This window comes from Actinomadura verrucosospora (assembly GCF_039540335.1).
In the GTDB taxonomy this organism is placed as follows: domain Bacteria; phylum Actinomycetota; class Actinomycetes; order Streptosporangiales; family Streptosporangiaceae; genus Spirillospora; species Spirillospora verrucosospora.
This window is the reverse complement of sequence record NZ_BAABEV010000035.1, coordinates 15,272-38,491: the sequence shown is the minus strand read 5'-3', so window position 1 is coordinate 38,491 and position 23,220 is coordinate 15,272. Positions and strand designations below refer to the sequence as shown.

At 72.1% G+C, this 23,220-nt stretch carries 27 protein-coding genes; 18 read left to right on the top strand and 9 right to left on the bottom strand.

Features of this window, described 5'->3' with window-relative positions:
- Window positions 1-7: 7 nt before the first annotated feature.
- The gene (locus tag ABD944_RS30180; RefSeq protein ID WP_345182624.1) at window positions 8-829 is read left to right on the top strand and encodes an L-threonylcarbamoyladenylate synthase; all 822 of its coding nucleotides are present in this window, start codon (window positions 8-10) and stop codon (window positions 827-829) included.
- A 36-nt stretch (window positions 830-865) separates the two neighbouring features.
- On the opposite strand, the gene ABD944_RS30175 is transcribed toward ABD944_RS30180, so the two are convergent.
- From ABD944_RS30175 to ABD944_RS30145, 7 genes are all read right to left on the bottom strand, one after another.
- The gene (locus ABD944_RS30175; protein ID WP_345182622.1) at window positions 866-1,606 is read right to left on the bottom strand and encodes a hypothetical protein; all 741 of its coding nucleotides are present in this window, start codon (window positions 1,604-1,606) and stop codon (window positions 866-868) included.
- Entirely contained in the window at window positions 1,603-2,535 is a 933-nt protein-coding gene (locus ABD944_RS30170; RefSeq protein WP_345182621.1) for an ABC transporter ATP-binding protein, read from the bottom strand. The genes ABD944_RS30175 and ABD944_RS30170 overlap by 4 nt, the downstream gene beginning before the upstream one ends.
- A 19-nt stretch (window positions 2,536-2,554) precedes the next feature.
- Window positions 2,555-2,809, bottom strand: a complete 255-nt coding sequence (locus tag ABD944_RS30165) for a hypothetical protein (RefSeq protein ID WP_345182620.1) — start codon at window positions 2,807-2,809, stop codon at window positions 2,555-2,557.
- A 106-nt stretch (window positions 2,810-2,915) separates the two neighbouring features.
- Window positions 2,916-3,350: a hypothetical protein gene (locus ABD944_RS30160; protein ID WP_345182619.1), complete on the bottom strand. Its 435-nt coding sequence runs from the start codon at window positions 3,348-3,350 to the stop codon at window positions 2,916-2,918.
- A gap of 214 nt (window positions 3,351-3,564) precedes the next feature.
- Window positions 3,565-3,900 carry a hypothetical protein gene (locus tag ABD944_RS30155; RefSeq protein ID WP_345182618.1) on the bottom strand — a complete coding sequence of 112 codons (336 nt, stop codon included), beginning with the start codon at window positions 3,898-3,900 and terminating at the stop codon, window positions 3,565-3,567.
- Between the two features lie 82 nt (window positions 3,901-3,982).
- Complete coding sequence (locus ABD944_RS30150; RefSeq protein WP_345182617.1) at window positions 3,983-4,663, bottom strand: response regulator; 681 nt, start codon at window positions 4,661-4,663, stop codon at window positions 3,983-3,985.
- Window positions 4,660-6,597 carry a sensor histidine kinase gene (locus ABD944_RS30145; RefSeq protein WP_345182615.1) on the bottom strand — a complete coding sequence of 646 codons (1,938 nt, stop codon included), beginning with the start codon at window positions 6,595-6,597 and terminating at the stop codon, window positions 4,660-4,662. Before ABD944_RS30145 ends, ABD944_RS30150 begins: the two co-directional genes overlap by 4 nt.
- A 194-nt stretch (window positions 6,598-6,791) precedes the next feature.
- Between ABD944_RS30145 and ABD944_RS30140 the strand changes: the two genes are divergently transcribed.
- From ABD944_RS30140 to ABD944_RS30130, 3 genes are all read left to right on the top strand, one after another.
- A complete protein-coding gene (locus tag ABD944_RS30140) occupies window positions 6,792-7,529 on the top strand; it encodes an AfsR/SARP family transcriptional regulator (RefSeq protein ID WP_345182614.1) in 738 nt (245 codons plus the stop codon).
- Window positions 7,530-7,617: 88 nt separating this feature from the next.
- Complete coding sequence (locus ABD944_RS30135) at window positions 7,618-8,118, top strand: RNA polymerase sigma factor (RefSeq protein WP_345182613.1); 501 nt, start codon at window positions 7,618-7,620, stop codon at window positions 8,116-8,118.
- Entirely contained in the window at window positions 8,115-9,278 is a 1,164-nt protein-coding gene (locus ABD944_RS30130) for a beta-propeller domain-containing protein (RefSeq protein WP_345182612.1), read from the top strand. The genes ABD944_RS30135 and ABD944_RS30130 overlap by 4 nt, the downstream gene beginning before the upstream one ends.
- An 84-nt stretch (window positions 9,279-9,362) precedes the next feature.
- Here ABD944_RS30130 and ABD944_RS30125 read toward each other — a convergent pair whose 3' ends face one another.
- Window positions 9,363-9,791, bottom strand: a complete 429-nt coding sequence (locus ABD944_RS30125) for a hypothetical protein (RefSeq protein ID WP_345182611.1) — start codon at window positions 9,789-9,791, stop codon at window positions 9,363-9,365.
- Window positions 9,792-10,029: 238 nt separating this feature from the next.
- Here ABD944_RS30125 and ABD944_RS30120 point away from each other — a divergent pair, with 238 nt between their 5' ends.
- The 14 genes from ABD944_RS30120 to ABD944_RS30055 all read left to right on the top strand — a co-directional run bounded on the left by ABD944_RS30120 (window position 10,030) and on the right by ABD944_RS30055 (window position 22,597).
- Window positions 10,030-11,109, top strand: coding sequence for a DUF2207 domain-containing protein (locus ABD944_RS30120; RefSeq protein ID WP_345182609.1), 1,080 nt, complete (start codon window positions 10,030-10,032; stop codon window positions 11,107-11,109).
- Between the two features lie 87 nt (window positions 11,110-11,196).
- The gene (locus tag ABD944_RS30115; RefSeq protein ID WP_345182608.1) at window positions 11,197-12,363 is read left to right on the top strand and encodes an MraY family glycosyltransferase; all 1,167 of its coding nucleotides are present in this window, start codon (window positions 11,197-11,199) and stop codon (window positions 12,361-12,363) included.
- Between the two features lie 228 nt (window positions 12,364-12,591).
- Window positions 12,592-13,008 carry a Cg1360 family ATP-synthase-associated protein gene (locus ABD944_RS30110; protein WP_345182606.1) on the top strand — a complete coding sequence of 139 codons (417 nt, stop codon included), beginning with the start codon at window positions 12,592-12,594 and terminating at the stop codon, window positions 13,006-13,008.
- 87 nt (window positions 13,009-13,095) lie between these two features.
- The gene (locus tag ABD944_RS30105; protein ID WP_185027641.1) at window positions 13,096-13,320 is read left to right on the top strand and encodes an AtpZ/AtpI family protein; all 225 of its coding nucleotides are present in this window, start codon (window positions 13,096-13,098) and stop codon (window positions 13,318-13,320) included.
- Between the two features lie 61 nt (window positions 13,321-13,381).
- A complete protein-coding gene (gene atpB, locus ABD944_RS30100) occupies window positions 13,382-14,173 on the top strand; it encodes a F0F1 ATP synthase subunit A (protein ID WP_345182604.1) in 792 nt (263 codons plus the stop codon).
- A gap of 103 nt (window positions 14,174-14,276) precedes the next feature.
- Window positions 14,277-14,510, top strand: a complete 234-nt coding sequence (atpE, locus tag ABD944_RS30095; protein ID WP_089310093.1) for an ATP synthase F0 subunit C — start codon at window positions 14,277-14,279, stop codon at window positions 14,508-14,510.
- Window positions 14,511-14,542: 32 nt separating this feature from the next.
- On the top strand, window positions 14,543-15,100 hold the full coding sequence (locus ABD944_RS30090; RefSeq protein ID WP_345182602.1) for a F0F1 ATP synthase subunit B: 558 nt from the start codon (window positions 14,543-14,545) through the stop codon (window positions 15,098-15,100).
- Entirely contained in the window at window positions 15,097-15,918 is an 822-nt protein-coding gene (locus ABD944_RS30085) for a F0F1 ATP synthase subunit delta (RefSeq protein WP_345182600.1), read from the top strand. Before ABD944_RS30090 ends, ABD944_RS30085 begins: the two co-directional genes overlap by 4 nt.
- A gap of 41 nt (window positions 15,919-15,959) precedes the next feature.
- The gene (gene atpA, locus ABD944_RS30080; RefSeq protein ID WP_345182598.1) at window positions 15,960-17,594 is read left to right on the top strand and encodes a F0F1 ATP synthase subunit alpha; all 1,635 of its coding nucleotides are present in this window, start codon (window positions 15,960-15,962) and stop codon (window positions 17,592-17,594) included.
- Between the two features lie 5 nt (window positions 17,595-17,599).
- Entirely contained in the window at window positions 17,600-18,505 is a 906-nt protein-coding gene (locus ABD944_RS30075) for a F0F1 ATP synthase subunit gamma (protein ID WP_345182596.1), read from the top strand.
- Window positions 18,506-18,512: 7 nt separating this feature from the next.
- Entirely contained in the window at window positions 18,513-19,943 is a 1,431-nt protein-coding gene (gene atpD / locus ABD944_RS30070; protein ID WP_345182593.1) for a F0F1 ATP synthase subunit beta, read from the top strand.
- Between the two features lie 78 nt (window positions 19,944-20,021).
- Window positions 20,022-20,408 (top strand): F0F1 ATP synthase subunit epsilon, encoded by a 387-nt coding sequence (locus tag ABD944_RS30065; protein ID WP_345182591.1) that lies wholly within the window; start codon window positions 20,022-20,024, stop codon window positions 20,406-20,408.
- Between the two features lie 22 nt (window positions 20,409-20,430).
- Window positions 20,431-20,895: a DUF2550 domain-containing protein gene (locus tag ABD944_RS30060; protein WP_345182589.1), complete on the top strand. Its 465-nt coding sequence runs from the start codon at window positions 20,431-20,433 to the stop codon at window positions 20,893-20,895.
- A 160-nt stretch (window positions 20,896-21,055) separates the two neighbouring features.
- A complete protein-coding gene (locus ABD944_RS30055) occupies window positions 21,056-22,597 on the top strand; it encodes a M28 family peptidase (protein WP_345182682.1) in 1,542 nt (513 codons plus the stop codon).
- 27 nt (window positions 22,598-22,624) lie between these two features.
- On the opposite strand, the gene ABD944_RS30050 is transcribed toward ABD944_RS30055, so the two are convergent.
- A complete protein-coding gene (locus ABD944_RS30050) occupies window positions 22,625-23,191 on the bottom strand; it encodes a DUF4913 domain-containing protein (protein WP_345182587.1) in 567 nt (188 codons plus the stop codon).
- Between the last annotated feature and the right edge of the window lie 29 nt (window positions 23,192-23,220).

The following is a 23,220-nucleotide window of genomic DNA, read 5'->3' as shown; positions in this document are numbered from 1 at the left end:
GGCGACCGTGAGCCGACGTTACGACTGCTCTGAGCCGATGGAGCGCAGCCGGGGGATCGCCGAGGCCTTCTCGGCCGTCCGGCGCGGCGAGCTGATCGTCCTGCCGACCGACACCGTGTACGGGGTCGGCGTGGACGCGTTCATGCCGCCCGCCGTGACCGCCCTCCTGGACGCCAAGGGCCGGGGCCGCGAGATGCCGCCGCCGGTGCTGGTCGGCTCCGTCCGCGCCGCCACGGCGCTCGTGGACGACCTCGGCACCTACGGGCAGGACCTCATCGACGAGTTCTGGCCGGGGGCGCTGACCCTGGTCTGCCGCGCCAATCCCAACCTCATGTGGGACCTCGGCGAGACGAAGGGCACCGTCGCGATCCGGATGCCGATGCACGAGCTCGCCGTCGAACTGCTCAAGGAGACCGGGCCTCTCGCCGTCAGCAGCGCGAACCTGTCCGGCCGTCCGGCGGCCCGCACGGCCGACGAGGCCGAGAAGATGCTGGGCGACTCGGTCGCGGTCTACCTGGACGGCGGCACCTCCGGCCACGCCGACCCCTCCACGATCATCGACCTGACGGGGCCGGTGCCCCGGCTCCTGCGCGCCGGCGCCATCTCCGAGGACAAACTCCGCGCCGTGGTCGGCGTCCTGCTCACCGAAGAGGACGAGCCCGAGAAGCCCGCAGAGGCCCCCTCCATCACCGAGGCGGCCAAGCCTTCCCTCACCAAGGAAGAGCCTCCGCAGACTCCCCGAGAGCCTTCTGAGCCCCTCCAGGAAGCCCCTGCCCCGAACCCCAAGCCGTCGCTCCGCAAGGACGAGGACGACCCCGGCGCCGCCTAGCGCCGGAGCCGTCCCGGGCTTCCGGCGACGGCCCGGTCAGGGGTCCCTGCGGCGGCCGGCGACCATGCCGAGGGCCAGCAGCGCCGGCCCGGCGACGATCGCGTACGCCACCTGCCCGGCCGCGCCGTAGGGGACGCGCGACCCCGCGTCCGGGTCCACGAGTCCGCCGACCGCGGTGAACGGCATCCACCCGGCCAGGGCGCCTCCCACGCGCGGCAGCATCCCGGCGGCGCTCTCTCCCGCCAGCGACCACAGGAGCAGGACGCCGACGGCGGCGGCTCCGTTGCGGACGAGAGCGCCCACGGCGACTCCGGCCACGGCCGTGAAGGCCCAGAGGACGCCCGTCCCCAGGACCTGGCGCCATTCCGCCGCCGTGTCGAGGCTCGGACCGGGCCCCGCCGCGCAGAGGGCCGCCACCAGCAGGCTCGCGAAGGCCAGGAAGACGGCCGCGGTCGCGCCGGCCGCCGCCAGCAGGAGGGCCTTCGCCGCGGTCAGGGGCCAGCGTCGCGGCACCGCCTGGCAGGCGAGGCGGATCGTGCCGTGCCTGTACTCGCCGGTGACGGACAGGGCCGCGAGGACGAGAAGGATCATCTCGCCGAACGACAGCCCGGCGAGGACGTCCACGACGGTGACGGCGCCTCCCTCCTCCGGGACGCGGGCCGCGAGGACCGCCGAGGCGAGCGCCAGGGCCGCGGCCGTGCCGAGGCACCACCACGTGGACCGGCTGCGGGACAACCGGACCGTCTCGGCGGCGAGCGCCCGGCGCAGCGCCGTCATCGCCGCCCTCCCGCGCAGTCGACCGGGGAGGACGCCTGGTACTCGACGGCGTCGCGGGTCATCTCCATGAAAGCGTCCTCCAGGGAGCCGTGGTCGGTGCGCAGTTCGTGCAGTTCGAGGCCGTGCGCCGCGGCGATCCCGCCCACTTGGGCGGCGGTGCCGCCGTGCACCCGGAGATCGCCGTCGGGTCCGTGGCGGACGTCGAGGCCCGCCCGGCCGAGCAGGGCCGCGAGCCGCCGCGCCTCCGGGGTCCGGACGATCACGGCGGCGCCGGCCGCCTGCTCGACGAACGCCCGCATGGGGGCCTGCGTGATGAGCCGGCCGGCGCCGATCACGACGACGTCGTCGGCGGTCAGGGCCATCTCGGCGAGCAGGTGGCTGGAGACCAGGACGGCGCAGCCCTCGCCGGCGGCCCGCCGGAGCAGGTGCCGCATCCAGCGGATGCCCTCGGGGTCGAGGCCGTTCATCGGCTCGTCCAGCAGAAGCGCCCTGGGCCTTCCCAGGAGTGCCGCGGCGATGCCCAGGCGCTGGCGCATGCCGAGTGAGAAGCCGCCGACCCGTCTGCCCGCCACGCCGGCCAGCCCGACCGTCTCCAGGAGTTCGTCGACGCGGCCGGGCTCCGCCCCCGTCAGGCACGCCGTCCAGCGCAGATGGCTCCGGGCCGTGAGATGCGGGCGCACCCAGCCGGCGTCGAGGAGCGCGCCGACCGTTCCGGAGGGGTTCGGCAGGTCGTGGTAGCGCCGCCCGTCGATCAGCACCCGGCCCGACGCGGGCCTGGCGAGCCCGACGATCATGCGCATCGTCGTGGACTTGCCCGCGCCGTTCGGGCCGAGGAAGCCGGTCACCACCCCCGGGCGCACCGTGAAGGACAGGTGGTCGACCACCGTGCGGCGTCCGTAGCGCTTGGTCAGTTCTTCGATTCTGATCACTGTCGTGCCTTCCTCCGGGTCACCTGAGGGCGGTCGCCAGCCCGAGGGCCACCGAGGCCAGAGTGATCAGGGCCCACGACCACGACCCCGCGCCGGACCTTGCGGAGCGGACCAGCAGGACGAGCGCCGCCGGAGCGGCCACGCAGAGCAGCGCGTCGGCCGTGTACGTCGCCGGATCGCCGTCGAGCAGGGTCCGGACGAGCGACGACGCCGCCGCGGGAATGAAGGTCAACACCCATGCGGCTTCCGGCACGGGCTCGCGCGTCTTGGTCACGATGATGTCCCCAGAGATCGGTTCGGGTGATGCCGCCGCCCCGCTGGCACGGGGCCGGCTCCCGTGGAGGAGCCGGCCCCGTGCGCCCTTCGGGGCCCCGGTGCTCCTAGTAGCCGCGGAGCAGCTTGTAGAGGTCCCAGGCGTTGGTGCTCCAGCCGGCCGCCTTCAGGGCCCACCGCAGGGGCCGCGGCAGCTTGCTGTACCACTTCTTGAAGGCCTTCCAGCCCTTCTTCGCCGCCTTGATCGCCGACTTGAGCTTGCCCGCCTTCTTGAGGATCTTCAGGAGGGTGCTGAGGCCGCCCTTCCGCGCGAGGTCCTGCTGGAGCTGCTGGATCTCGCGACCGGAGAAGCCGATCTGCCGGAGCGCGGCGGTGTCGGCGGCGCTGAACCGGGACGGGGCGGGCTGCTGGACCGCCGTGACGGGCGCGGCCGTGCGGCCGGCCTCCGCCGTGGCGCCGAAGGCGGGGCCCGCCACCCCGAGGCCCAGTACCGCGGCCAGGGAGACGCCCGCCGCCTTCGCGGCGAACCGCTGCTTGTTCATGGGAGGTTTCCTCCAGATCGATCCGGCGGAACGGGTGTCCGCCGCGAGCCGCCCTGGCCCGCGGGATCAGATCAACAAGAGGGGGTCTCCGCGGCGTCTTCCCGGCTTCTCGTGCACGTCTCCCCGGCGTCTCCACCAGGTCTTCGACTTGTCCTCCTCCGAGGTGGGGGACCCGGCCTGGAAGTTCTCGCCTCTTCCTCGCGCGGGCGGGCGCTCAGGGGACGTCGCCCCTGGCGTAGGCGACGGCCCCGACGAACAGCGTCGCGACCGCGATCGTCGTCATGGTCTCGTAGGCGCGCCGCCTGACGGCCTTGACGAAGACGACGACGGTGGCGAGCGCCGCGCACGCCGCCAGCCCGATGGCCAGGACGTCCCACGGTCCGCCCTCGCCGCCGGCGCGGACGCCCTTCGCCGCCAGGATGAGCAGTGCCGGAAGTATCCATGCCGCATCGAGTCCCTCGTCCGGGTCGAGTCCCTCGTCCGGCGCGGGGACGGCCGCCTTCTCTCCGGTGGTGGCCTCGCCGTCCGGCCGGTCGTGTTCGCAGGTCATGGATCAAGGAAAGCGCGCCGCGTGCCGCCCGCGCGTCCTGCGGCGGGACGGACCGCGGTCGGCCGGGCGGTCGGCCGCCGCCTCAACCCCCGGGTGGAGGGGCGGCCCCCGGACGGACGAGGCCGGCGTCGTAGGCGAAGATCGTGGCCTGCACCCGGTCCCGCAGCCGCAGCTTGCCGAGGATCGCGTTGACGTGGGTCTTCACGGTCGCGGTGCCGATTCCCAGCGCGGCGCTGATCTCGGTGTTGCTGAGGCCGCTCGCCATCCGCACGAGGACGTCGCGTTCCCGGGGGGTGAGCGCCTTCAGACGGCCGTCGGGGACCGACGGCGGGCTGATGGCGCCGGTGACGAAGGCGTCGATGAGGCGGCGGGTCACGGCCGGGGCGAGCAGGGCCTCGCCGCCGGCGACCGTGCGGATGGCGTCCACGAGCTCCTGAGGGTCGCAGTCCTTGAGGAGGAAGCCCGAGGCCCCGGCGCGCAGCGCGCCGAAGACGTACTCGTCGCGGTGGAACGTCGTCAGCACCAGCACCCGTGCGAGCGACCCGGTGGCGGCCAGTTCCCGGGAGGCGGCCAGGCCGTCGACGCCGGGCATCCGGATGTCCATCAGCACCACGTCGGGGCGGCACCGGGGGACGGCGCGCAGCGCCTCGGCGCCGTCCCCGGCCTGCCCCACGACCTCCAGGTCCGGCTCGCCGTTGATGATCGCGGTGAAGCCCGCGCGGACGACGGCCTGGTCGTCCACCACCAGCACCCGGATGCTCATGTCCTCTCCCATGCGTCCAGTAGCGCGCGCATCTCCGTGAGGGCGGCCCGCGCGAGCTCCGCCGCACGGGCGACGGCCTCGTGCGCGTCGCCGTCCGTACCGCCCAGGCCCGCCTCGGCGACCGTCACCAGCCTGACGGTGTGGTGCAGGACGGTCCCGTTCAGTCCCGCGGCGACGCGGTCGCGTTCGGCCTGCACGGCGTCCCCCGCCCGTGCGGAGACGGCGTCGAGCGCGGACTCCCCCCACCGGCGGCTCCTGGACGCGGTGGTGACGCCCAGCGTCCAGGCCGCGAGCGTGAGGGGCGCCGTGCACACGACGGCGGTCACCAGCCCGAACGCGAACGCGACAGGTGTCGGGCCGTCCGCCGCCACCTCATGGTCGGCGACCAGCAGGAAGCCCAGGCCGAGCCCCCAGGGGAGGGGAGCGGCGAGCGCCGCGGGCCAGGTGCGCGCCCCGTCCGGCCTGTAGCAGGCGAGCGAGTAGACGGCGACCAGTTCCGCGGCGCTTCCCAGGACCAGGAGGCCGAGCAGGTCCCGTGACCACAGTCCCCAGGCGACGGCCAGGGCGGCGTCCGCCGAGACGATCAGCGCGAGCACGGCGCGGGGCGCGTGCCGCCTCCACCACAGCGGGACGGCTCTGAGCGTGAGCGCGACGCCGAGCAGGAGGAGCTCCGCCCCGGGCCGCCCCGTGACCAGAGGATCCGGCGGCACGAAGCCCAGGAGCGGCAGGAACGCGCAGAAGGCGACCGCCACGCCGTCGAGGATCTCCGGCCATCCCCGCCGGTGGCGCGGACCCGACGGGAGGTGCGCGGCGACCGACCAGCCGCCCGCCGCCGTGGGGCCGGCCGTGAGGACGCCGCCGAGCCCGGCCGCCCGCTCTCGCATGCCCTGGATGCCTCTGCCCCCTCCCAGCGCGGGGACGGCCGCGCGGGTTGCAGCGGCGTCGTTCTCGATCGTCAGTCTCACCGCGCGCGGCGCGTAACGGACGGAGACCCGCACCTCGGCGCCCGCCGAATAGCGCATGGCGTTGGTGAGCGACTCCTGGACTATCCGGTAGGCGGTCGTCGTCAGCTCGGCGGGGAGCCTGCGAGCCCGCCCCTCCACCCGCAGGGACACCGGGATGCCCAGCCGGTTCAGGCCCTGGCACAGGGGAGGCAGCAGTTCTTTCAGGCCGCCGTGGCCCTCCCGAGGGGCCACGACGTCCACCAGCCCGCTCAGCGACCTCAGCACCTCGCGGCCTGTCTCGGCCGCGACGGCGAGGGCCTGGGCCACCAGTTCGGAGTCGGCTCGGCGGGCCGCCGCCCCCGTGTGGACGGCGACGGCGCTCAGATGGTGGCCGGCGATGTCATGGACTTCCCTGGCCAGGCGCTCGCGCTCCGCCTCGGCCGCCGCGCGGCTCTCGCTCTCGATGTCGGCCAGCCGCGCCCGCAGGCCGCTCCGCGCCACCTCGCGCTGACGGCGGAGCTGGCCGAACGCGGCGATGCCCAGGTAGAGGACGCCGTCCAGGAACTCGTTGGAGAAGAGATCGCCCGGTCCTCGCGCGTACGGGAGGTAGACCGCGAAGGCGACGGCGTAGGCGGCCAGGCATCCGAGGACCGCGTCCCGGCGTTCCCTGTGCACCGCCACCGAGTACAGGGCGACGCCGTCGGCGAGCCCGCTGACGGCGGTGTCCGCCGTGCCCGCGGCGACGATCGCCGATGCGCTCAGCGAGATCGCGGCGGCGAGCACCGGCACGGGCGCCACGCGCCGCCACACCAGCGCCGCGGCCGCCAGGACGATCGAGCCCGCGACCAGAGGCCAGCGGGCGCCGCCGAGCGGCTCCCCGCCGCCCTCGGCCAGGAACCAGGTGCCGGAGAGCTGGACGCCCGCGACGGCGAGCGGGACGCCCACGTCGGCGGTGCGGGGCCACCGCCCGAGGCTCTCGTCCGTGCGCACACGCCGACCCTAAGGCGCGGGTCCGCCGGACGTCTCCGGCCCTGGGCGCGGCGCGGCCGGACGCTCCCGTGTCCGGGGGACGGACGGCCGGTGCGCCGGACGCATGACCAGGGCTTCTGACATCCCTGTGCGGAATCTGTAGAAATTTTCGGCCGAGGAAGCAGCGAGCGGCGGGGCGCGTGCATCAACCGTGCATGCATGGTGATCAAAGTGCCGTCCCCGCGGAGGACGCCGGGCTCGGGCTCCTCTCCTTCTTCCGGTGCCGGGTGGACGGACGGGACGTCCGGCTCGCCCCGGCGCCCCGCCGTCTGATCGTCACGGTGGCGCTGGAGCCGGGCGGGCTGGGCAGGGAGTCGCTGCAGGGGCGGCTGTGGCCGGACGCGGGCGCCGCCGAGGCGGCGAAGCGGCTGCGGCAGTCGCTGTGGCGCGTCCGGCGGGACACCGGGGCGCGGCTGCTCGCCGTGACCCCGTCCCATGTCGCGCTCGCGGACCACGTCGACGTCGACCTGCGCCGGGGCGAGCGGTTAGCGCGGCTGGTGGCCGGGGGATCGGTCACGGCCGCGGAGCCGGACGAGGTGCGGCTGCTCGGCGGCGAGCTGCTGCCCTGCTGGCCGGAAGAGGACGTGTGGGCCGCGCGGGACCGGTGGAACCTGCTGCGGCTGCTCGCGCTGGAGCGGCTCGCCGAGCACGCGCTGGCGGCCGGCGACGCGACCGGTGCGATCGACCTGGCGGAGGCGGCCGCGCGCGTGGACGGGCTGGCCGAGGCGTCCCACCGGATCAGGGCCGCCGCGCACCTGGTGCGGGAGGACCAGGTGAGCGCGTGGCGGGTGTTCACCCGCTACCGGCGGCTGCTGGACGAGGAGATGGGGCTCCAGCCCAGCGCCGCGTTCCGGAGGCTCCTGGAGCGGCACGGCCGGACGCTCGTGTCATGACCGGCGGCGGCGCTGGCCTCAACCGGCCGTCCGGCGGGCGGGTCGTGCGCGGGCGTCCCGCGGGCGGCCGCGGTTAAGATCGCGCCCCGTGGTCATCCCCCGCACCGGCGATCTCGTCGCGCTGTACGAGGAGCACCAGCTCCGCCTCGTGCGGATGGCGGTCCTGCTGGTCGGGGACGAGGCCACCGCCGAGGACGTGGTGCAGGACGTCTTCCTGCGCATGCAGGACAGGTCCCCCCGGCTGGACGGCGAGGGCAAGCTGCTGGCCTACGTCCGCGCGGCGGTGCTGAACGGCTGCCGCATGGTCCTGCGCCGCCGCAGGATGATGCGGCGGCACACCGAGCCCCACGAGCCGCCGGTCTGGTCGGCCGAGTCGGCGGCGATGCTCGGCGAGGACCGCCGGGCGGTCATGCGGGCCCTCCAGAGGCTGCCGCGCCGCCAGCGCGAGGCCGTGGTGCTGCGCTACTACCTCGATCTGAGCGACGACGAGGTCTCCGCGGCCATGGGCATCCGGCCCGCCACGGTGCGGTCCACGATGGCCAGGGCGCTCGCCGCGCTGGCCCGCGAACTGGGGGAGGAGGTGCGATGAGCGGGCTTGAGGACCGCCTGCGGGACGCCCTGCACGCTTCGGCCGGCAGGGTGGACGCGGACAAGCCGCGTCCCTTTCCCGAGCGCAGGCCGCGGCGGGGCGCCCCGGTGCGGCGGTGGGCCGTCCCGGTCTGCGCGGTGCTGGCCGTCCTCGCCCTGGCCGCGGGGATCGTCGGCGTCCGCAAGATGATGGAGCCCGACCGGCGCCTCCAGAAGGTCCCCACGATGCCCCGCTTCTACTTCGCCAGCTACCTGGCCGGAGGCGGGGAGCTCTCCCGCGTCGAGGTACGCGAATCCCGCACCGGCCGCCTCCTGGACACGAGATCCGCCCCCGCGGGAACGAATTTCCTGAGCATCGCCGCCACCGGCGACGGGCGGACGCTCTTCGTTCTGAAACGAGCGAGAACGAGGTGCGTGACGAGGGTCGAGAAGTTCTCGATCAACGGGTCGGGAAAGATCGTCCGGAGTACGGAGGTGGGCGGTTCGGCCGTTTCCGGGGAGCCTGCGGGGCAGGGATCTCTCGCGGTCACCCCCGACGGCCGCCGGCTGGCCTACGGCCTGGTCGACTGCGGCGACCCGCCGATCACGCGGATCGCCTCGAACGCCAGAATCGCGATAGTGAATTCGGCGACCGGAGACCGGCATGAATGGCGGGAATCGCGGGTGGCGCTGGCCGACCGGCTTTCCTGGGACGGATCCGGGGACCGGCTGTTCTTCGTGCGCTCCTGGTACAGGGGGCCGGAAAAGACCGTGCAGGAAATCCGTTTCCTGCCGCTGGGAGGGGACGGCGCCCCGCCGTCCACGGCCCGCCCCGTCCGCGCCGTGACCTCGCCGCGGATATTCGAGGGAGTCGCGGCCGCTCCGGACGGTCGGCGCGTCTTCGTGATCGAGGGCGCGGCGGGGTCGGTCTCCGCCGGCGGGGGCGACGCCCCGAAGGTGACCGCCGACGCCGGGTTCGAGGTTCTGGAGGTGTCGGCGGGCGACGGCCGCGTCCTGCGGTCGACCCGGCGCCGGAGCGCTTCGTTCGCGGGCGACCCCGCCATGAAGGGCGACGCCACCGGAAGGTTCCTGGTGACCGGCTACGGGCTGGTCGATCTCGGAAAGCCGGACGGGATCTCGCGGATCAAGGTGGGCGGGGACTTCTACGACCTGGACTGGTGAGCCGGGCCGACAGGGGGCCGGGAAAGCGCGAAGGCCCCGCCGGGCCGGGCGGGGCCTGTGTCGTCAGGCGGAAGGGGGAGGGGATCAGAAGATCTTCTTGCCCTTGCCGTAGTAGTACTTGCCGGTCTTCTTGTTCCGGCCGCACTCCTGCACCCACATGTGGCTGCCGTAGGACGACTTCACGCTGATCTTGACGGTGGCCTTGCCGTCGAAGTTGTACTTGGTGCCGTCGGGCGCCACGCCGATGATCTTGAAGCGTGACCAGTACACCTTGGAGCCCTCGGTGAACTTGAAGCGGACGCAGGAGGTCCAGCCGTTCTTCTTGTCGTCGGCGAGGTAGCCCGTGACGGCGGTGCTGCCGCCGCTGCGGGTGTAGGAGCCCCATGCGGCCACGTGGCTGTAGGAGTTGTAGGGCTTCCAGCTGCCGGTGGCGGCTTCGGCGGGGGCTCCGACGGCGGCCATGCCGGCCATCAGCGTGCCGGCGGTCAGGGCGACTGCAGCGATTCGCCGCATAGGTCCCTCCGTGTTCGGATTGGGGGGGTTAGCGAGCGATAACCTAGCAGCCCCTTACCAGCGGTTTTCTGTAGGGACGTCCATTTGACCGGGGCAGGACGGATCCGGCCGTCCGGCGAACCGATCCGGCGCCGGAGGCGTCCAAGACGCCCCCGAGCGTCCGCGCGAGGGGCAAAGGGCTTACCGGTCGGCCGCATCGACCGCGTTACGCCGCCACGATCATGGCAACGGTGGAAACATGCCCGACGTGCGTGGCCGTGTCCGGCGCTCCGCGACCATCGCGGGGGTGCTGCTGCTGTTCCTCGTGCTCGGCCTGCCCGCCTGCGCCGGCCGGCCGGCCGGCGCCGAGCCCGCGCCCGGGTCCTCGGGCGTCGCGCCGCCCCCCGAGCCGGCCTACCGCGGCGAGAGCATCCCGGCCTACGACGTCGTCCTCACCATCGGCACCGACGGCGTGCTGTACGTCCGGGAGACGATCACCTACGACTTCGACCAGGCGGGGGAGCACGGGATCGTCCGGCACGTGCCGTTCCGCCGCGGCGACCGCCTCTACGAGGTCCGCAACGTCAGCAGCAGCTCCTCCACCGGCGCCCCGGCCCGCGTCCGCACGACCCGGTTCCTGCGCGACGTGCGGATCAGCGTCGGCGACCGGCACCGCGAGGTCCGCGGCCGCCAGGCCTACGTGATCGAGTACGAGGTGCGCCGCGCGTTCACCCCCCGCGCCGACCACGACGACCTGCTGTGGGACGCCATCGGGACGAGCTGGGACGTCCCCATCGGGAACGCGGCGGTCCGGGTGCAGGCGCCGGTGCCGCTGCGGCACGCGACCTGCCGGGCGGGCGCGACCGGGGCGACGACCCGGTGCCTGCGCGACCGCGACGGCCCGTACGCGATCGACTTCGTCCAGAACGCGCTCGCCCCGCACGAGGGGATGCGGATCCGGGTCCGGCTGCCCAAGCGCGCGATCGCCGTCCCGCCGCCCCGGTACGTCCCGCCGCGATGGACGGGCCACTGGACGGGCACCGCCGTGCTGGCCCTCGCGCTCGCCGCCGTGCCCCTGCTCGCGCGCCGTCCGGCGCCGCGGCGGGGGACCGGCGCCGGCCTGGCGGCCGCCGGGGCGCTGCTCGTCGTCGCCGACGCGGGGGACGACGTCGCGGCGAGCGGCCCGTGGGCGTTCTCGCTGGGCGACCGGTGCCTCGCCGGCCTCGCGCTCGTGATCGTCGGAGTCGGGATCATGTGCGTTCAGCGGACCGGTAGTGCCCGATTTGCGGCGGAAGACCGTCCGGGAGGACTACAGTTGGTCGGTCGCGACGTGAACTGATCGTTCCGGCGGGTCGTCTACCTAGGTGAACTCAGCCCCGGACGGGGCACGTAGGCATCGTTGATCGGCGAAGGGAGGCGCAGGGGAGTGCGGGAGTACCTGCTCACGATCCTGGTCGCCGCTCTCGTCGCCTACCTGCTGACCCCGTCGGTGCGCAGGTTCGCCGTGTGGTTCGGGGCGCAGGCCGTCCCGCGCGACCGCGACGTGCACGTGATCCCGACGCCCCGGCTGGGCGGCCTCGCGATGTTCGGCGGGATGGTGGCGGCGCTGGTGGTCTCCACCGGCCTGCCCGAGATGCGCAAGGTCCTCGGCGACGGCGGGATCAGCGTCAGCAAGGCGCTCCTGCTGTCGGGCGGGCTGATCGTGCTGATCGGCATCGCCGACGACCGCTGGGAGGTGGACGCGCTCACCAAGTTCGCCGGGCAGGTCGCGGCCGCCGGGATCTTCATCATGCAGGGCATCCAGGTCTACGTGATCCCGCTGCCCACCGGCGACTCGCTGTCCCTGCCGCCCGCCTACGGGGTCCCGCTCACCGTCCTGCTCGTCGTCGCCACGATCAACGCGGTCAACTTCATCGACGGGCTGGACGGCCTCGCCGCCGGCGTCGTCGGGATCGCCGCGCTGGCGCTGTTCTCCTACGCCTACCTGCTGTCGAAGGCGCACGGCCTCACCACGCTGTCCGCCGCGACCCTCACCGCCGCGGTCCTGTTCGGCATGTGCGCGGGCTTCCTGCCGCACAACTTCAGCCCGGCCAAGATCTTCATGGGCGACACCGGCTCGATGCTGATCGGGCTCCTGCTCAGCGCCTCCACGATCATGCTGACCGGGCAGTTCGACGCGGCCGTCCTCGCCAACGGGCTCTTCCCGTTCTTCGTCCCGGTGCTGCTCATCCCGGCGGTGGCGGCGGTCCCGTTCATGGACATGCTGCTCGCGGTGTGGCGGCGCACCAACCAGGGCCGCTCCCCGTTCGCCCCGGACAAGCAGCACCTGCACCACCGGCTGCTGGAGCTCGGCCACTCCACCCGCCGCGCCGTGCTGATCATGTATTTCTGGGTCGGGCTGCTGGCCTCCGGGCTGGTCGGCCTCGCGCTGTTCGACGCCGCCTGGATCACCCTCGGTGTCACCCTGCTGGTGGCGGTCGCGGGCGTGCTGCTGATGCTCCGCATCCCCGGTCGCCGCAGGTCCGCCCGGGGGAAGGCCGCGGACGCCGGCACCGGCGACCAGCCCGCCGAGCGCCCCTCGATGCCCGTCTGACCTGCGCCGGGACGCCTTCGGGCGGGAGCGGCGCCGACCGCTCCGCGGGCCCCGAACGGGCGTGGGCACCGGGCGGGCTCGGCTACAGTCCCTCGTGCGGGTGTCGCGCGCGGTAGCGCCGCGCACGCCGGATCGCATTACCTCTAGGGTAATTGTGGACATTCCGGACGCTTGTGATACCTTTCACGAACAAGAGACGACCACTGAACGTGACCAGCCGGAGCCCTCATGCATACCTCCGACGCCCGGATGCTCCGCGGCGCCGCGATCCCGACGTCGGTCGTCGGGGTGGGTGCCGTAGTGATCGGCCTGCTGACCGCGGGCGCCCAGGGCGCCCTCGCGGCGGCGCTGGCCTCCGTCGTGGTGATCGCCTTCTTCTCGGTGAGCGCGCTGGTGGTCTCCTGGGCCTCCCGCCTCTCGGCCCAGACGATGATGCTGGCCGCCCTCGCCAGCTACGCGGTGAAGATCCTCGCGGTGATGGTGCTGGTCACGGCCATCGACGGCGTGTCGATCTTCAACACCCAGGTCTTCGGCTGGACGGTCATCGGGCTCGCGCTGCTGTGGATCGGAGCCGAGTTCCGCGTCGTCCTGCAGCGGAGGCCCTACATTGACGACCCCGAGAACGTGCTGGACCGGAGTCCGTGATGAAGCGCTCGCGGACGGTACCGGCCACCATGACGGACTACTCCAATATGACCACCGCAGGCATGGCCTGCTATCGTCCGGAGCGCGATGAGCGAGCAGAAACGCCGGCCGGAAGACGGCCAGCGGGAATTCGCCGACGCCGCCTGGTCCGTGCCCAGCTACCTCCTTTCCGGGATGCTCATCTGGGGCGGTCTCGGGTGGCTGCTGTCCAAATGGACGCACCAGACCTGGCTGGTCCCGATCGGCCTGGTCATCGGCGTCGTGCTCGCCGTCTACCTGGTCTACGTGAAGTTCGGTCGCCACTCCTCCTGAGCGGCCCCGCCGCCGAGGAAGCCTTCGTGAAACATCACCACATTGATGAAGGGAACGCCGCGTGAACGCGCTGACGGTCCTCGCCTCCGGCGGAGAAGAGTTCCAGGCCCCCGGACCGGAGCTGTTCGACTTCCCGCCCCTGTTCGCCGGCGGCCCCGCGTGGCTCACCAAGCCGGTCGTCTTCGCGGTCGTCGGGTCGCTGGTGATCTGCGTCTTCTTCTGGAGCGCCTTCGCCAAGCCGAAGCTCGTGCCGCGGGGCGTGCAGAACCTCGGCGAGGTCGGCTACATGTTCGTGCGGGACGAGATCGCCCGCCCGTTCCTCGGCAAGAACACCGACCGGTGGATGCCGATGCTGATGTCGATGTTCTTCCTGATCTGGGTCTGGAACATCTTCGCGGTGGTCCCGATCATCCAGTTCCCGATCGCCTCGCACATCGCGTTCCCGATCGTCCTGGCGCTCTTCGTCTACATCATCAAGATCTACCTCGGGCTGCGGCACCAGGGCATCCGGTACTTCTCGAACATGATCCCCAGTGGCCTCCCGCTGCCGGTCTACTTCCTGCTGGTGCCGATCGAGTACCTCTCGACCTTCGTCCTGGCCCCCTTCACCCACGCGGTCCGGCTCTTCGCCAACATGTTCGCGGGCCACACGATCCTGGCGTTCTTCAGCCTGGTCGGCTTCTGGTTCCTCTTCGAGAAGCCCACGGTCGCCGGGTTCGGCGTCGGCATCATCGGTGTGATCGTCACGATCGCCATGACGGCGCTGGAGCTGCTGATCCAGTTCCTGCAGGCGTTCCTGTTCACCATGCTGGCCGCCATGTACATCTCGAGCGGCCTGGAAGCGGACCACTAAGACCCGCGGGGCACGCGACGCCCCGGCTCCGCGGACCCCATCGGACAACCTCGTAAGCCCAGACCGGCGGAGCTTCCGCCGGCCGACAGAAAAGGGAAAGAACATGGGAGACCTCGCTGCCCTCAGCGGTAACGTCACCTCGATCGGTTACGGCCTCGCGGCGATCGGCCCGGGCATCGGCGTCGGCATCATCTTCGGCCAGGGCGTGAACGCGATCGCCCGCCAGCCCGAGCTGACCGGTGTGATCCGCACCAACATGCTGCTGGGCTTCGTCCTTACCGAGGCGCTCGCCCTGATCGGCCTGGTCGCGCCGTTCATCTTCCAGGGCATCAAGTAGTAGCCGTCCGAACCTGAGGAAGGGCTGCAGACATGATCACAGCAGCTTCCGTCCTGGCGGCGGAGGAGAACAACCCTCTCATTCCGCACCCGTTCGAGCTGGTCGTCGGCATCTTCTCGTTCCTGGTCGTGCTGATCGTCCTCGGCAAGATCCTGACGCCGCGCATCCAGCAGACGCTGGAGGAGCGGACCGAGGCGATCGAGGGCGGCCTCCTGCGGGCCGAGCAGGCGCAGAAGGAGGCCCAGCAGGTCCTCGAGCAGTACAAGGCCCAGCAGAAGGCGGCCGCGGTCGAGGCGTCGAACGAGCGGCGCAAGGCCGAGGAGCAGGGCGCGCAGATCATCGCCCAGGCCAAGGAGCAGGCCCAGGTCGAGGCGCGCCGCATCGTCGAGAACGCCAAGGCGCAGATCGAGGCCGAGCGGCAGCAGGCGCTGCAGTCGCTGCGCGCCGAGATCGGGGCCATGTCGGTCGAGCTGGCCGGGCGCGTCGTGGGCGAGTCCCTTGAGGACAGCGCGCGGCAGAGCCGGGTCGTCGACCGGTTCCTCGAGGAGCTCGAGGAACGCGCTCGCACCCAGGAGCAGATCACATCATGACCATCACGGGAGCGGTGAGCAGGGCGTCGCTGGCCGAGGCCAAGGAACGGCTGGAGGCCGTGATCCCCTCCGCCGACCTGGCGCGGCTCGGCGGCGACCTGTTCGCGGTGCTGCACCTGATCGACCGCGAGCACGGTGTGCGGCGGGCGGTCTCCGACCCGTCGCGCGACGGGGCCGAGAAGGCGCAGCTCGTCCAGATCCTGCTGGAGGGCAAGGTGTCGCCGGCCGCTCTCGGGCTGGTCGCCGACGTCGCCCGGCTGCGCTGGTCCACGCCGTCGGAGATGTCGGACGCGCTGGAGATCCTCGCGGTCACCGCCGAGGCGGCCCGCGCCGAGGCCGCCGGCCGCATCGACGACCTGGAGGACGAGCTGTTCCGGTTCTCCCGGGTCGTCGAGGGGGAGCCGGAACTGCGCGGCGCCCTGGCCGACCCCGGCCTGCCGGCCGAGCGCAAGACCGGGCTGGTCAACGCGCTGGTGGACGGCAAGGTCACCGACGCGACACTGGCGCTGCTCACGGAACTCGTGCTGCGTCCGCGAGGACGTAGCCTGGAAACCGGGCTCGCCGACTACGGCAAGCTGGTCGCCCAGCGCAGGCAGCGGCTGGTCGCCCTGGTCCGCTCGCCGGCGCCGTTGTCGGCGGCGCAGCGGACCCGGCTCGCCGCGGTGCTCGCCGCCGCCTACGGCCACGAAGTACATCTGAACATCGAGATCGACCCCACCGCGATCGGCGGCCTTTCGGTCCAGATCGGGGACGAGATCATCGACGGCACGATCGCCGGACGGCTGGACGACGTCCGCCGGCGGCTCGGCACCGGCTGACCCGCCGGCTAGCTGACCCCATAGGGAGCAAGAGAGGAATCATGGCGGAGCTGACGATCCGTCCGGACGAGATCCGGAACGCGCTGGAGCGCTTCGTCCAGTCGTACGAGCCCGAGGCCGCCGCGCGCGAAGAGGTCGGCACCGTCGTCGATTCCGGCGACGGTATCGCCCACGTCGAGGGCCTGCCCTCCGCGATGGCGAACGAACTCCTTGAGTTCGAGGACGGTACCCGTGGCCTGGCTCTGAACCTGGACGTGCGTGAGATCGGCGCCGTTGTCCTTGGCGACTTCAGCAAGATCGAAGAGGGCCAGAAGGTCCGCCGGACCGGCGAGGTCCTCTCGGTCCCCGTCGGCGACGGCTTCCTCGGCCGCGTCGTGGACGCGCTGGGCAACCCGCTGGACGGCAAGGGCCCGATCGAGACGACCGAGCGCCGCGCGCTCGAACTGCAGGCCCCCACGGTCGTGCAGCGGCAGTCGGTGAGCGAGCCGCTGCAGACCGGCATCAAGGCCATCGACGCGATGACGCCGATCGGCCGCGGCCAGCGGCAGCTGATCATCGGTGACCGGCAGACCGGCAAGACGACGGTCTGCGTGGACACGATCATCAACCAGAAGGAGAACTGGGAGTCCGGCGACGAGAAGAAGCAGGTCCGCTGCATCTACGTCGCGATCGGCCAGAAGGGCTCCACGATCGCCAACGTCCGCCGCTCCCTGGAGGAGGCCGGCGCGCTGGAGTACACCACGATCGTGGCTGCTCCCGCGTCCGACCCGGCGGGCTACAAGTACATCGCCCCCTACACCGGGTCCGCGATCGGCCAGCACTGGATGTACCAGGGCAAGCACGTCCTGATCATCTTCGACGACCTGTCGAAGCAGGCCGAGGCCTACCGCGCGGTGTCGCTGCTGCTGCGCCGCCCGCCGGGCCGCGAGGCCTACCCCGGTGACGTGTTCTACCTGCACTCGCGCCTGCTGGAGCGCTGCGCGAAGCTGTCGGACGACATGGGCGGCGGCTCGATGACGGGTCTGCCGATCATCGAGACCAAGGGCAGTGACGTGTCGGCCTACATCCCGACGAACGTCATCTCGATCACCGACGGGCAGTGCTTCCTGGAGACGGACCTGTTCAACCAGGGCGTCCGGCCGGCGATCAACGTCGGCATCTCGGTCTCCCGGGTCGGCGGCGACGCGCAGATCAAGGCGATGAAGACGGTCGCCGGCACGCTGCGCCTGGCGCTGTCGCAGTTCCGCGACCTGGAGGCGTTCGCCGCCTTCGCGTCCGACCTGGACGCCGCCTCGCGCGCCCAGCTGGAGCGCGGCGCCCGGCTGGTCGAGCTGCTGAAGCAGCCGCAGGGCAGCCCGTTCCCGGTCGAGCAGGAGGTCGTGTCCGTGTGGGCGGGCACCTCCGGCGCGCTGGACGACGTCCCGGTGGCCGACGTCCGCCGCTTCGAGCGCGAGTTCCTCGACTACGTCGAGCGTGAGGAGGGCGGCCTGCTGACCTCCATCCGCGAGACCGGCAAGCTGTCCGACGACGGCCTCACCAGCCTCAAGAACACCATCACGGAGTTCAAGAAGGGCTTCCAGACCAGCGAGGGCGAGCTGCTCGCTGAGGAGCCCGTCGAGGCGATCGACGACGAGGACGTCAAGCAGGAGACGATCACCCGCGTCAAGAAGGGCTGACGGCCATGGCCGCACAGCTTCGTCAACTCCGGCAGAAGATCAAGACGGTCAAGTCGACCGCCAAGATCACTCGTGCCCAGGAGATGATCGCCACGTCGCGGATCGTCAAGGCCCAGCAGGCGGTGGCGGCCTCCAAGCCGTACGCCGACCAGATCACGCAGGCCCTGACCGCGCTGGTGAGTCACAACGTCGGGATCGACCACCCGCTGCTGGAGGAGCAGCCGGCCGACAACCGCAGCGCCGTGCTGATCATCACGAGCGACCGCGGGTTCTGCGGCGCCTACAACGCCAACGTCATCCGCGAGGCGGAGTCGCTGATCAAGGCGCTGCGGGACGAGGGCCGCGAGCCGGTCCCCTACGTCGTCGGCAACAAGGGCATCACCTGGTACCGGTTCCGGGGCCGGGACCTCGCCGAGTCCTGGAAGGGGTTCAGCGACCGCCCGAACTTCGGCAACGCCGAGGGGATCGGGCGGCGGCTGGCCGAGGACTTCCTCAAGACCGACGCCGAGGGCGGGGTCGGGGAGATCCACGTGGTCTACACCGAGTTCGTCTCGATGCTGACCCAGACCGTCCGGGTCACCCGGCTGATGCCGCTGGAGATCGAGGAGACCTCGGAGACCGAGGCCGCCAAGGTCCCGCCGGCGTACGAGTTCGAGCCGTCCGCCCAGGCCGCGCTCGACCTGCTCCTGCCGAACTACATCGAGAGCCGCATCTTCCACATGCTGCTGCAGTCGGCCGCGTCCTTCCAGGCGTCGGTCCGGCGGGCCATGAAGTCGGCGACCGACAATGCCAACGAACTGATCGGGGTCTACACGCGCCAGATGAACCAGGCGCGGCAGGCGGCGATCACCCAGGAAATCAGCGAGATCGTCGGTGGCGCTGACGCGCTCGCCGATTCTGGCGGGGAGTGAGAAGGGTATGACTGCTCAGGTAGAGACGGCGACCGCGACCGGGCGCGTCGCCCGTGTCATCGGCCCGGTCGTCGACGTGGAGTTCCCCGCCGACGCCATTCCGGAGATCTACAACGCCCTCAACGCCCAGGTCACCCTGGGCGGCGAGGAGAAGACCCTGACGTTCGAGGTCGCGCAGCACCTCGGCGACAACATGGTCAGGGCGATCTCGATGCAGCCGACGGACGGCCTCGTCCGCGGCGCTCCGGTGTTCGACTCGGGCGAGTCGATCATGGTTCCGGTCGGCGACATCACCAAGGGCCACGTGTGGAACGCCCTCGGCGACGCGCTGGACGTCCCGACCGCCTCGCTGGAGGTCAACGAGCGCTGGGGCATCCACCGCAGCGCTCCGCCGTTCGACCAGCTGGAGTCCAAGACCGAGATGCTGGAGACCGGCATCAAGGTCATCGACCTCCTGTGCCCGTACGTCAAGGGCGGCAAGATCGGTCTGTTCGGCGGCGCGGGTGTGGGCAAGACCGTCCTCATCCAGGAGATGATCCGCCGCGTCGCCCGCAACTTCGGCGGCACCTCGGTGTTCGCCGGCGTGGGCGAGCGCACCCGTGAGGGCAACGACCTCTGGGTGGAGATGGACGAGGCGGACGTCCTCAAGGACACCGCGATGGTGTTCGGCCAGATGGACGAGCCGCCGGGCACCCGGCTGCGGGTGGCGCTGTCCGCGCTGACGATGGCGGAGTACTTCCGCGACGTGCAGAACCAGGACGTGCTGCTGTTCATCGACAACATCTTCCGGTTCACGCAGGCCGGTTCGGAGGTCTCCACGCTGCTCGGGCGCATGCCGTCCGCGGTGGGGTACCAGCCGACGCTGGCCGACGAGATGGGCGTGCTCCAGGAGCGGATCACGTCGACGCGCGGTAACTCGATCACCTCGATGCAGGCGATCTACGTTCCCGCCGACGACATCACCGACCCGGCGCCGCACACCACGTTCGCGCACCTGGACGCCACCACGACGCTGTCGCGGAGCATCTCCGAGAAGGGCATCTTCCCGGCGGTGGACCCGCTCGACTCCACCTCGCGGATCATGGACCCGCAGATCCTGGGGAACGAGCACTACGAGGTCGCCCAGGAAGTGATCCGGATCCTGCAGAAGTACAAGGAGCTGCAGGACATCATCGCGATCCTCGGCATCGACGAGCTCTCCGAGGAGGACAAGGTCACCGTCCAGCGGGCGCGGCGCATCGAGCGCTTCCTGTCGCACCCGATGTACGTGGCCGAGCAGTTCACCGGCCAGCCCGGTGAGACGGTGCCGAAGGACGAGACGATCTCCTCGTTCAAGGCGCTCGCGGAGGGCAAGTACGACCATCTCCCCGAGCAGGCGTTCTTCATGTGCGGCGGCATCGAGGATGTCGAGAAGAAGGCCAAGGAGCTGGAGAAGTAGTCCGCTCCGGCGGGCCGCGCCCGGGCTCCGCGCCCGGGCCGGCCCGCCGGATCCGCTCCAGTAGTCGGAGGGAAAGACGTGGCAACCCTGAAGGTCGGGCTGGTCTCGCCGGAGCGCGAGGTCTGGTCCGGCGAGGCCAAGATGGTGGTCGCGCAGACGATCGAGGGCTCGCTCGGCATCCTGCCGGGGCACGCCCCGGTGCTGGGCGTCCTCCTCGACGGCAGCGTGGTGAAGATCGAGCCCGCGGACGGCGGTGCGCCGGTCCTGGCGGCGGTCGGCAGCGGGTTCTTCTCCGTCGCCGCCAACGAGGTGTCGGTGCTGGCCGAGCAGGTCCAGCGGGCCGAGGAGATCGACGTCGACGAGGCCAAGCGGGCGCTCGACGAGGCCCTGTCCGCCGAGGGCGAGGACACGACGCCGGAGCGGCGCGCCCGGGCGCGGCTGCGCGCGGCGGGCGTCGAGGCCTAGGTCCGGGCGAACGGCGGGGGACTTGGGCGAGCACCTGGCACTGGACGTCGGCGGGGTGCTCGCCGTGCTCGTCCTGGGGGCGGCGCTGCTGTTCGCCTCCATGGCGGTGCGCCGCTGGCTGTTCACGCGCGGCGGCGGCACCGTGGAGTGCAGCCTGCGCGAACTGCCCCGGGAGGGCGGAGCCCCCGGAGTGTGGAGGCTCGGCATCGGCCGCTACAAGGGCGATGTCCTGCACTGGCACCGCGTGTTCGGTTTCCGCAGAAGGCCCCGGCAGGTGATCCACCGCCGGGGCCTCGTCGTGTCCAACCGGCGCGTCCCGGACCGGGAGGAGGCCGAGGGCCTGCTGCCGGACGTGAGCGTCATCGAGGTCAGGGACGGCGACCTCGTGGTGGAGCTGGCGATGGGCGCTGCGGCCCTCACCGGGTTCCTGGCCTGGCTGGAGGCGGCTCCGCCGGGCTTCCCGGTCGACCTGCACTCCTCCGAATGAGGGGACGGGCGGGCACGATCTGGGGCGGGCCGGGCATGAGCTGGTAAGACTCCGGTATCGAATCGGCCTGGCCGTGCCGCCGCTGCTTGAGGCGGCCGGGGCGCGGGGTGAGGATCGCGCTGGTCCGCTCCCTTCTCCGTCCGCTGGAGTGCACGTGCGCATGCTCCTCACCGGCCGCAGGCATCCCGCCGTCCGCAGGCTCGCGTTCGGCACGGCCGTGGCGCTGCCCGCCCTGTTCCTGCCCGCCGCCCTGCCGACGGCCGGGGCCGCGCCGGCGCGTCCCGATCTCGCCGCGCTGGTCACGCTGGGGGACATCAGGCCCCACCTGGCCGCGTTCCAGGAGATCGCCGACTACAACGGCGGCGACCGCGCGGCGGGGAGGGCCGGCTACGACGTGTCCGTGCGGTACGTCACCGGGCGGCTGAAGAAGTACGGGTTCGCGCCGAGGGTGCAGAAGTTCACCTATCCGTACTGGCGGGAGCGGACGCCCGCGGCGTTCGCGCGGACGGCGCCGTCCAAGGCGTCCTACAGGCGGGAGGCCGACTTCCTCACCCTCGCGTACTCGGGTTCGGGCGATGTGACGGCGCCGGCGGCGGCGGTGGACGTCCCGTCCAAGGGTGAGGGGACGAGCGGCTGCGAGGCCGGCGACTTCAAGGGTTTCGCGAAGGGCTCGATCGCGCTCGTCCAGCGGGGGACCTGCACGTTCGCGGCCAAGGCCGCCAACGCGCGGGCGGCCGGAGCGTCCGCCGTGGTGATCTTCAACAAGCCGGGGGAGCGGGGGCCGCTGAACGGGACGCTGTCGCGGCCGGCCGCGGTCCCGGTCGTCGGGCCGACGCACGCGGTGGGCGCCGCGCTGGTGAAGGCCGCGCGGAAGGGCGGCCTGAAGCTGCGGGTCAGGACCGACGCCGTGCACGGGAGGCGGGCGTCGGCCAACGTCATCGCCGACACCCCGCAGGGGCGGGCCGACAACGTCGTGGTCGCCGGCGCGCATCTGGACAGCGTCCCGGCGGGCCCGGGGATCAACGACAACGGCACCGGCGCGGCCGTCCTGCTCGCCGTCGCCGCCAAGATCAAGCAGCTCGGCCGGGACGGCCTGCGCAACCGGGTGCGGTTCGCCTGGTGGGGGGCCGAGGAGGAGGGCCTGCAGGGGTCGGAGCAGTACCTGCGGTCGCTGCCCGTGTCGCAGCGGGCGCGGATCGCGCTGAACCTGAACTTCGACATGCTCGGTTCGCCGAACGGCACCCGGGGCGTCTACGACGGCGACCACTCGACCGGCGCGGGCACGCGGGCGCCCGCCGGGTCGGGGGCGATCGAGCGGATGTTCCGGCAGTACTTCCAGGGCCGCCGCCTGCCGGTCACGGAGAGCCGGTTCGACGGGCGTTCCGACTACGGGCCGTTCGTCGAGCGGGGCATCCCGGCGGGCGGGATGGACACCGGCGCCGAAGGGGTGAAGACCGCCGCCGAGGCCAAGGTGTTCGGCGGCAGGGCGGGCAAGGCGTACGACCCGTGCTATCACGCGAGGTGCGACCGCCTGAAGAACGTCAACCTCAGGATGCTCGACAGCAACGCCGACGGGATCGCGCACGTGCTGCAGCACCTGGCCCGGACGACGGTCGCGGTGAACGGCGGCGCCCGCTTCGGCCCGGCGGCCGTGGACCCGTCCTACGCCCCGCTGTGGCAGGGCCCGTACCTGCTGCGTTGAGGGCGGGCGGGCCCGGCCGGCCCGGCGTCACACCGAAGGGAACCCGAAGTCTTCGACCGGGGTGGCGGGGCCCGCGTTGTGGACGGGCCGCTCGGGATCGGTCATGCACCCCGCGAAGGGGCCGTCGGGGGCGCGGAGGCGTGCGAGCGTGGGGTCGAGATGGTCGCGGTGCCAGGTGCTCGGGCCGGTGTGCCCGCATGCCGGCGCGTCGGTGAGCCCCTGCCAGGCCATCCAGAGGGCGTGGAGGCGGGCGAGCGCCTCGGGATGCTCCCACCAGCGCGAGCACCACGGCCGGAGCGGGCTCACCTGGGTGACGTAGACGGGGACCAGGAGGACGTTGACCCAGGTGGCCATGGTCTCGAGTTCGAGGGTGTGCTCTGGGCCGTCCAGGTACAGGAGGAAGGTCGGCACGACCGGGCCTTCGTCCTCGGGCCGGGCGGCGGGGTCCTCGGCGTCGATCGACGTGGGCGAGGCGAGCCGATCGCGGAGTCCCTTGATGACCTCCGCGTGCCTGGCGAGACCGTGACCATGGATCTCGACGACCGCGCGCAGGTCGGCGAGGTCCTCGGCGAGGCCGTCGGGTGAGTCGGTCATGATGCGTCTCCATCGGGCTACTGGCTGCG

Excerpts from the sequence above, each read along its gene's own strand:
- ABD944_RS30175 (WP_345182622.1), bottom strand. The coding sequence starts at position 1,606 with ATGACGGCGCTGCGCCGGGCGCTCGCCGCCGAGACGGTCCGGTTGTCC.
- ABD944_RS30160 (WP_345182619.1), bottom strand. The coding sequence starts at position 3,350 with ATGAACAAGCAGCGGTTCGCCGCGAAGGCGGCGGGCGTCTCCCTGGCC.
- ABD944_RS30155 (WP_345182618.1), bottom strand. The coding sequence starts at position 3,900 with ATGACCTGCGAACACGACCGGCCGGACGGCGAGGCCACCACCGGAGAG.
- ABD944_RS30150 (WP_345182617.1), bottom strand. The coding sequence starts at position 4,663 with ATGAGCATCCGGGTGCTGGTGGTGGACGACCAGGCCGTCGTCCGCGCG.
- ABD944_RS30140 (WP_345182614.1), top strand. The coding sequence starts at position 6,792 with ATGCATGGTGATCAAAGTGCCGTCCCCGCGGAGGACGCCGGGCTCGGG.
- ABD944_RS30130 (WP_345182612.1), top strand. The coding sequence starts at position 8,115 with ATGAGCGGGCTTGAGGACCGCCTGCGGGACGCCCTGCACGCTTCGGCC.
- ABD944_RS30125 (WP_345182611.1), bottom strand. The coding sequence starts at position 9,791 with ATGCGGCGAATCGCTGCAGTCGCCCTGACCGCCGGCACGCTGATGGCC.
- ABD944_RS30120 (WP_345182609.1), top strand. The coding sequence starts at position 10,030 with ATGCCCGACGTGCGTGGCCGTGTCCGGCGCTCCGCGACCATCGCGGGG.
- ABD944_RS30110 (WP_345182606.1), top strand. The coding sequence starts at position 12,592 with ATGCATACCTCCGACGCCCGGATGCTCCGCGGCGCCGCGATCCCGACG.
- ABD944_RS30105 (WP_185027641.1), top strand. The coding sequence starts at position 13,096 with ATGAGCGAGCAGAAACGCCGGCCGGAAGACGGCCAGCGGGAATTCGCC.
- atpE (WP_089310093.1), top strand. The coding sequence starts at position 14,277 with ATGGGAGACCTCGCTGCCCTCAGCGGTAACGTCACCTCGATCGGTTAC.
- ABD944_RS30090 (WP_345182602.1), top strand. The coding sequence starts at position 14,543 with ATGATCACAGCAGCTTCCGTCCTGGCGGCGGAGGAGAACAACCCTCTC.
- ABD944_RS30085 (WP_345182600.1), top strand. The coding sequence starts at position 15,097 with ATGACCATCACGGGAGCGGTGAGCAGGGCGTCGCTGGCCGAGGCCAAG.
- atpA (WP_345182598.1), top strand. The coding sequence starts at position 15,960 with ATGGCGGAGCTGACGATCCGTCCGGACGAGATCCGGAACGCGCTGGAG.
- ABD944_RS30075 (WP_345182596.1), top strand. The coding sequence starts at position 17,600 with ATGGCCGCACAGCTTCGTCAACTCCGGCAGAAGATCAAGACGGTCAAG.
- atpD (WP_345182593.1), top strand. The coding sequence starts at position 18,513 with ATGACTGCTCAGGTAGAGACGGCGACCGCGACCGGGCGCGTCGCCCGT.
- ABD944_RS30055 (WP_345182682.1), top strand. The coding sequence starts at position 21,056 with ATGCTCCTCACCGGCCGCAGGCATCCCGCCGTCCGCAGGCTCGCGTTC.
- ABD944_RS30050 (WP_345182587.1), bottom strand. The coding sequence starts at position 23,191 with ATGACCGACTCACCCGACGGCCTCGCCGAGGACCTCGCCGACCTGCGC.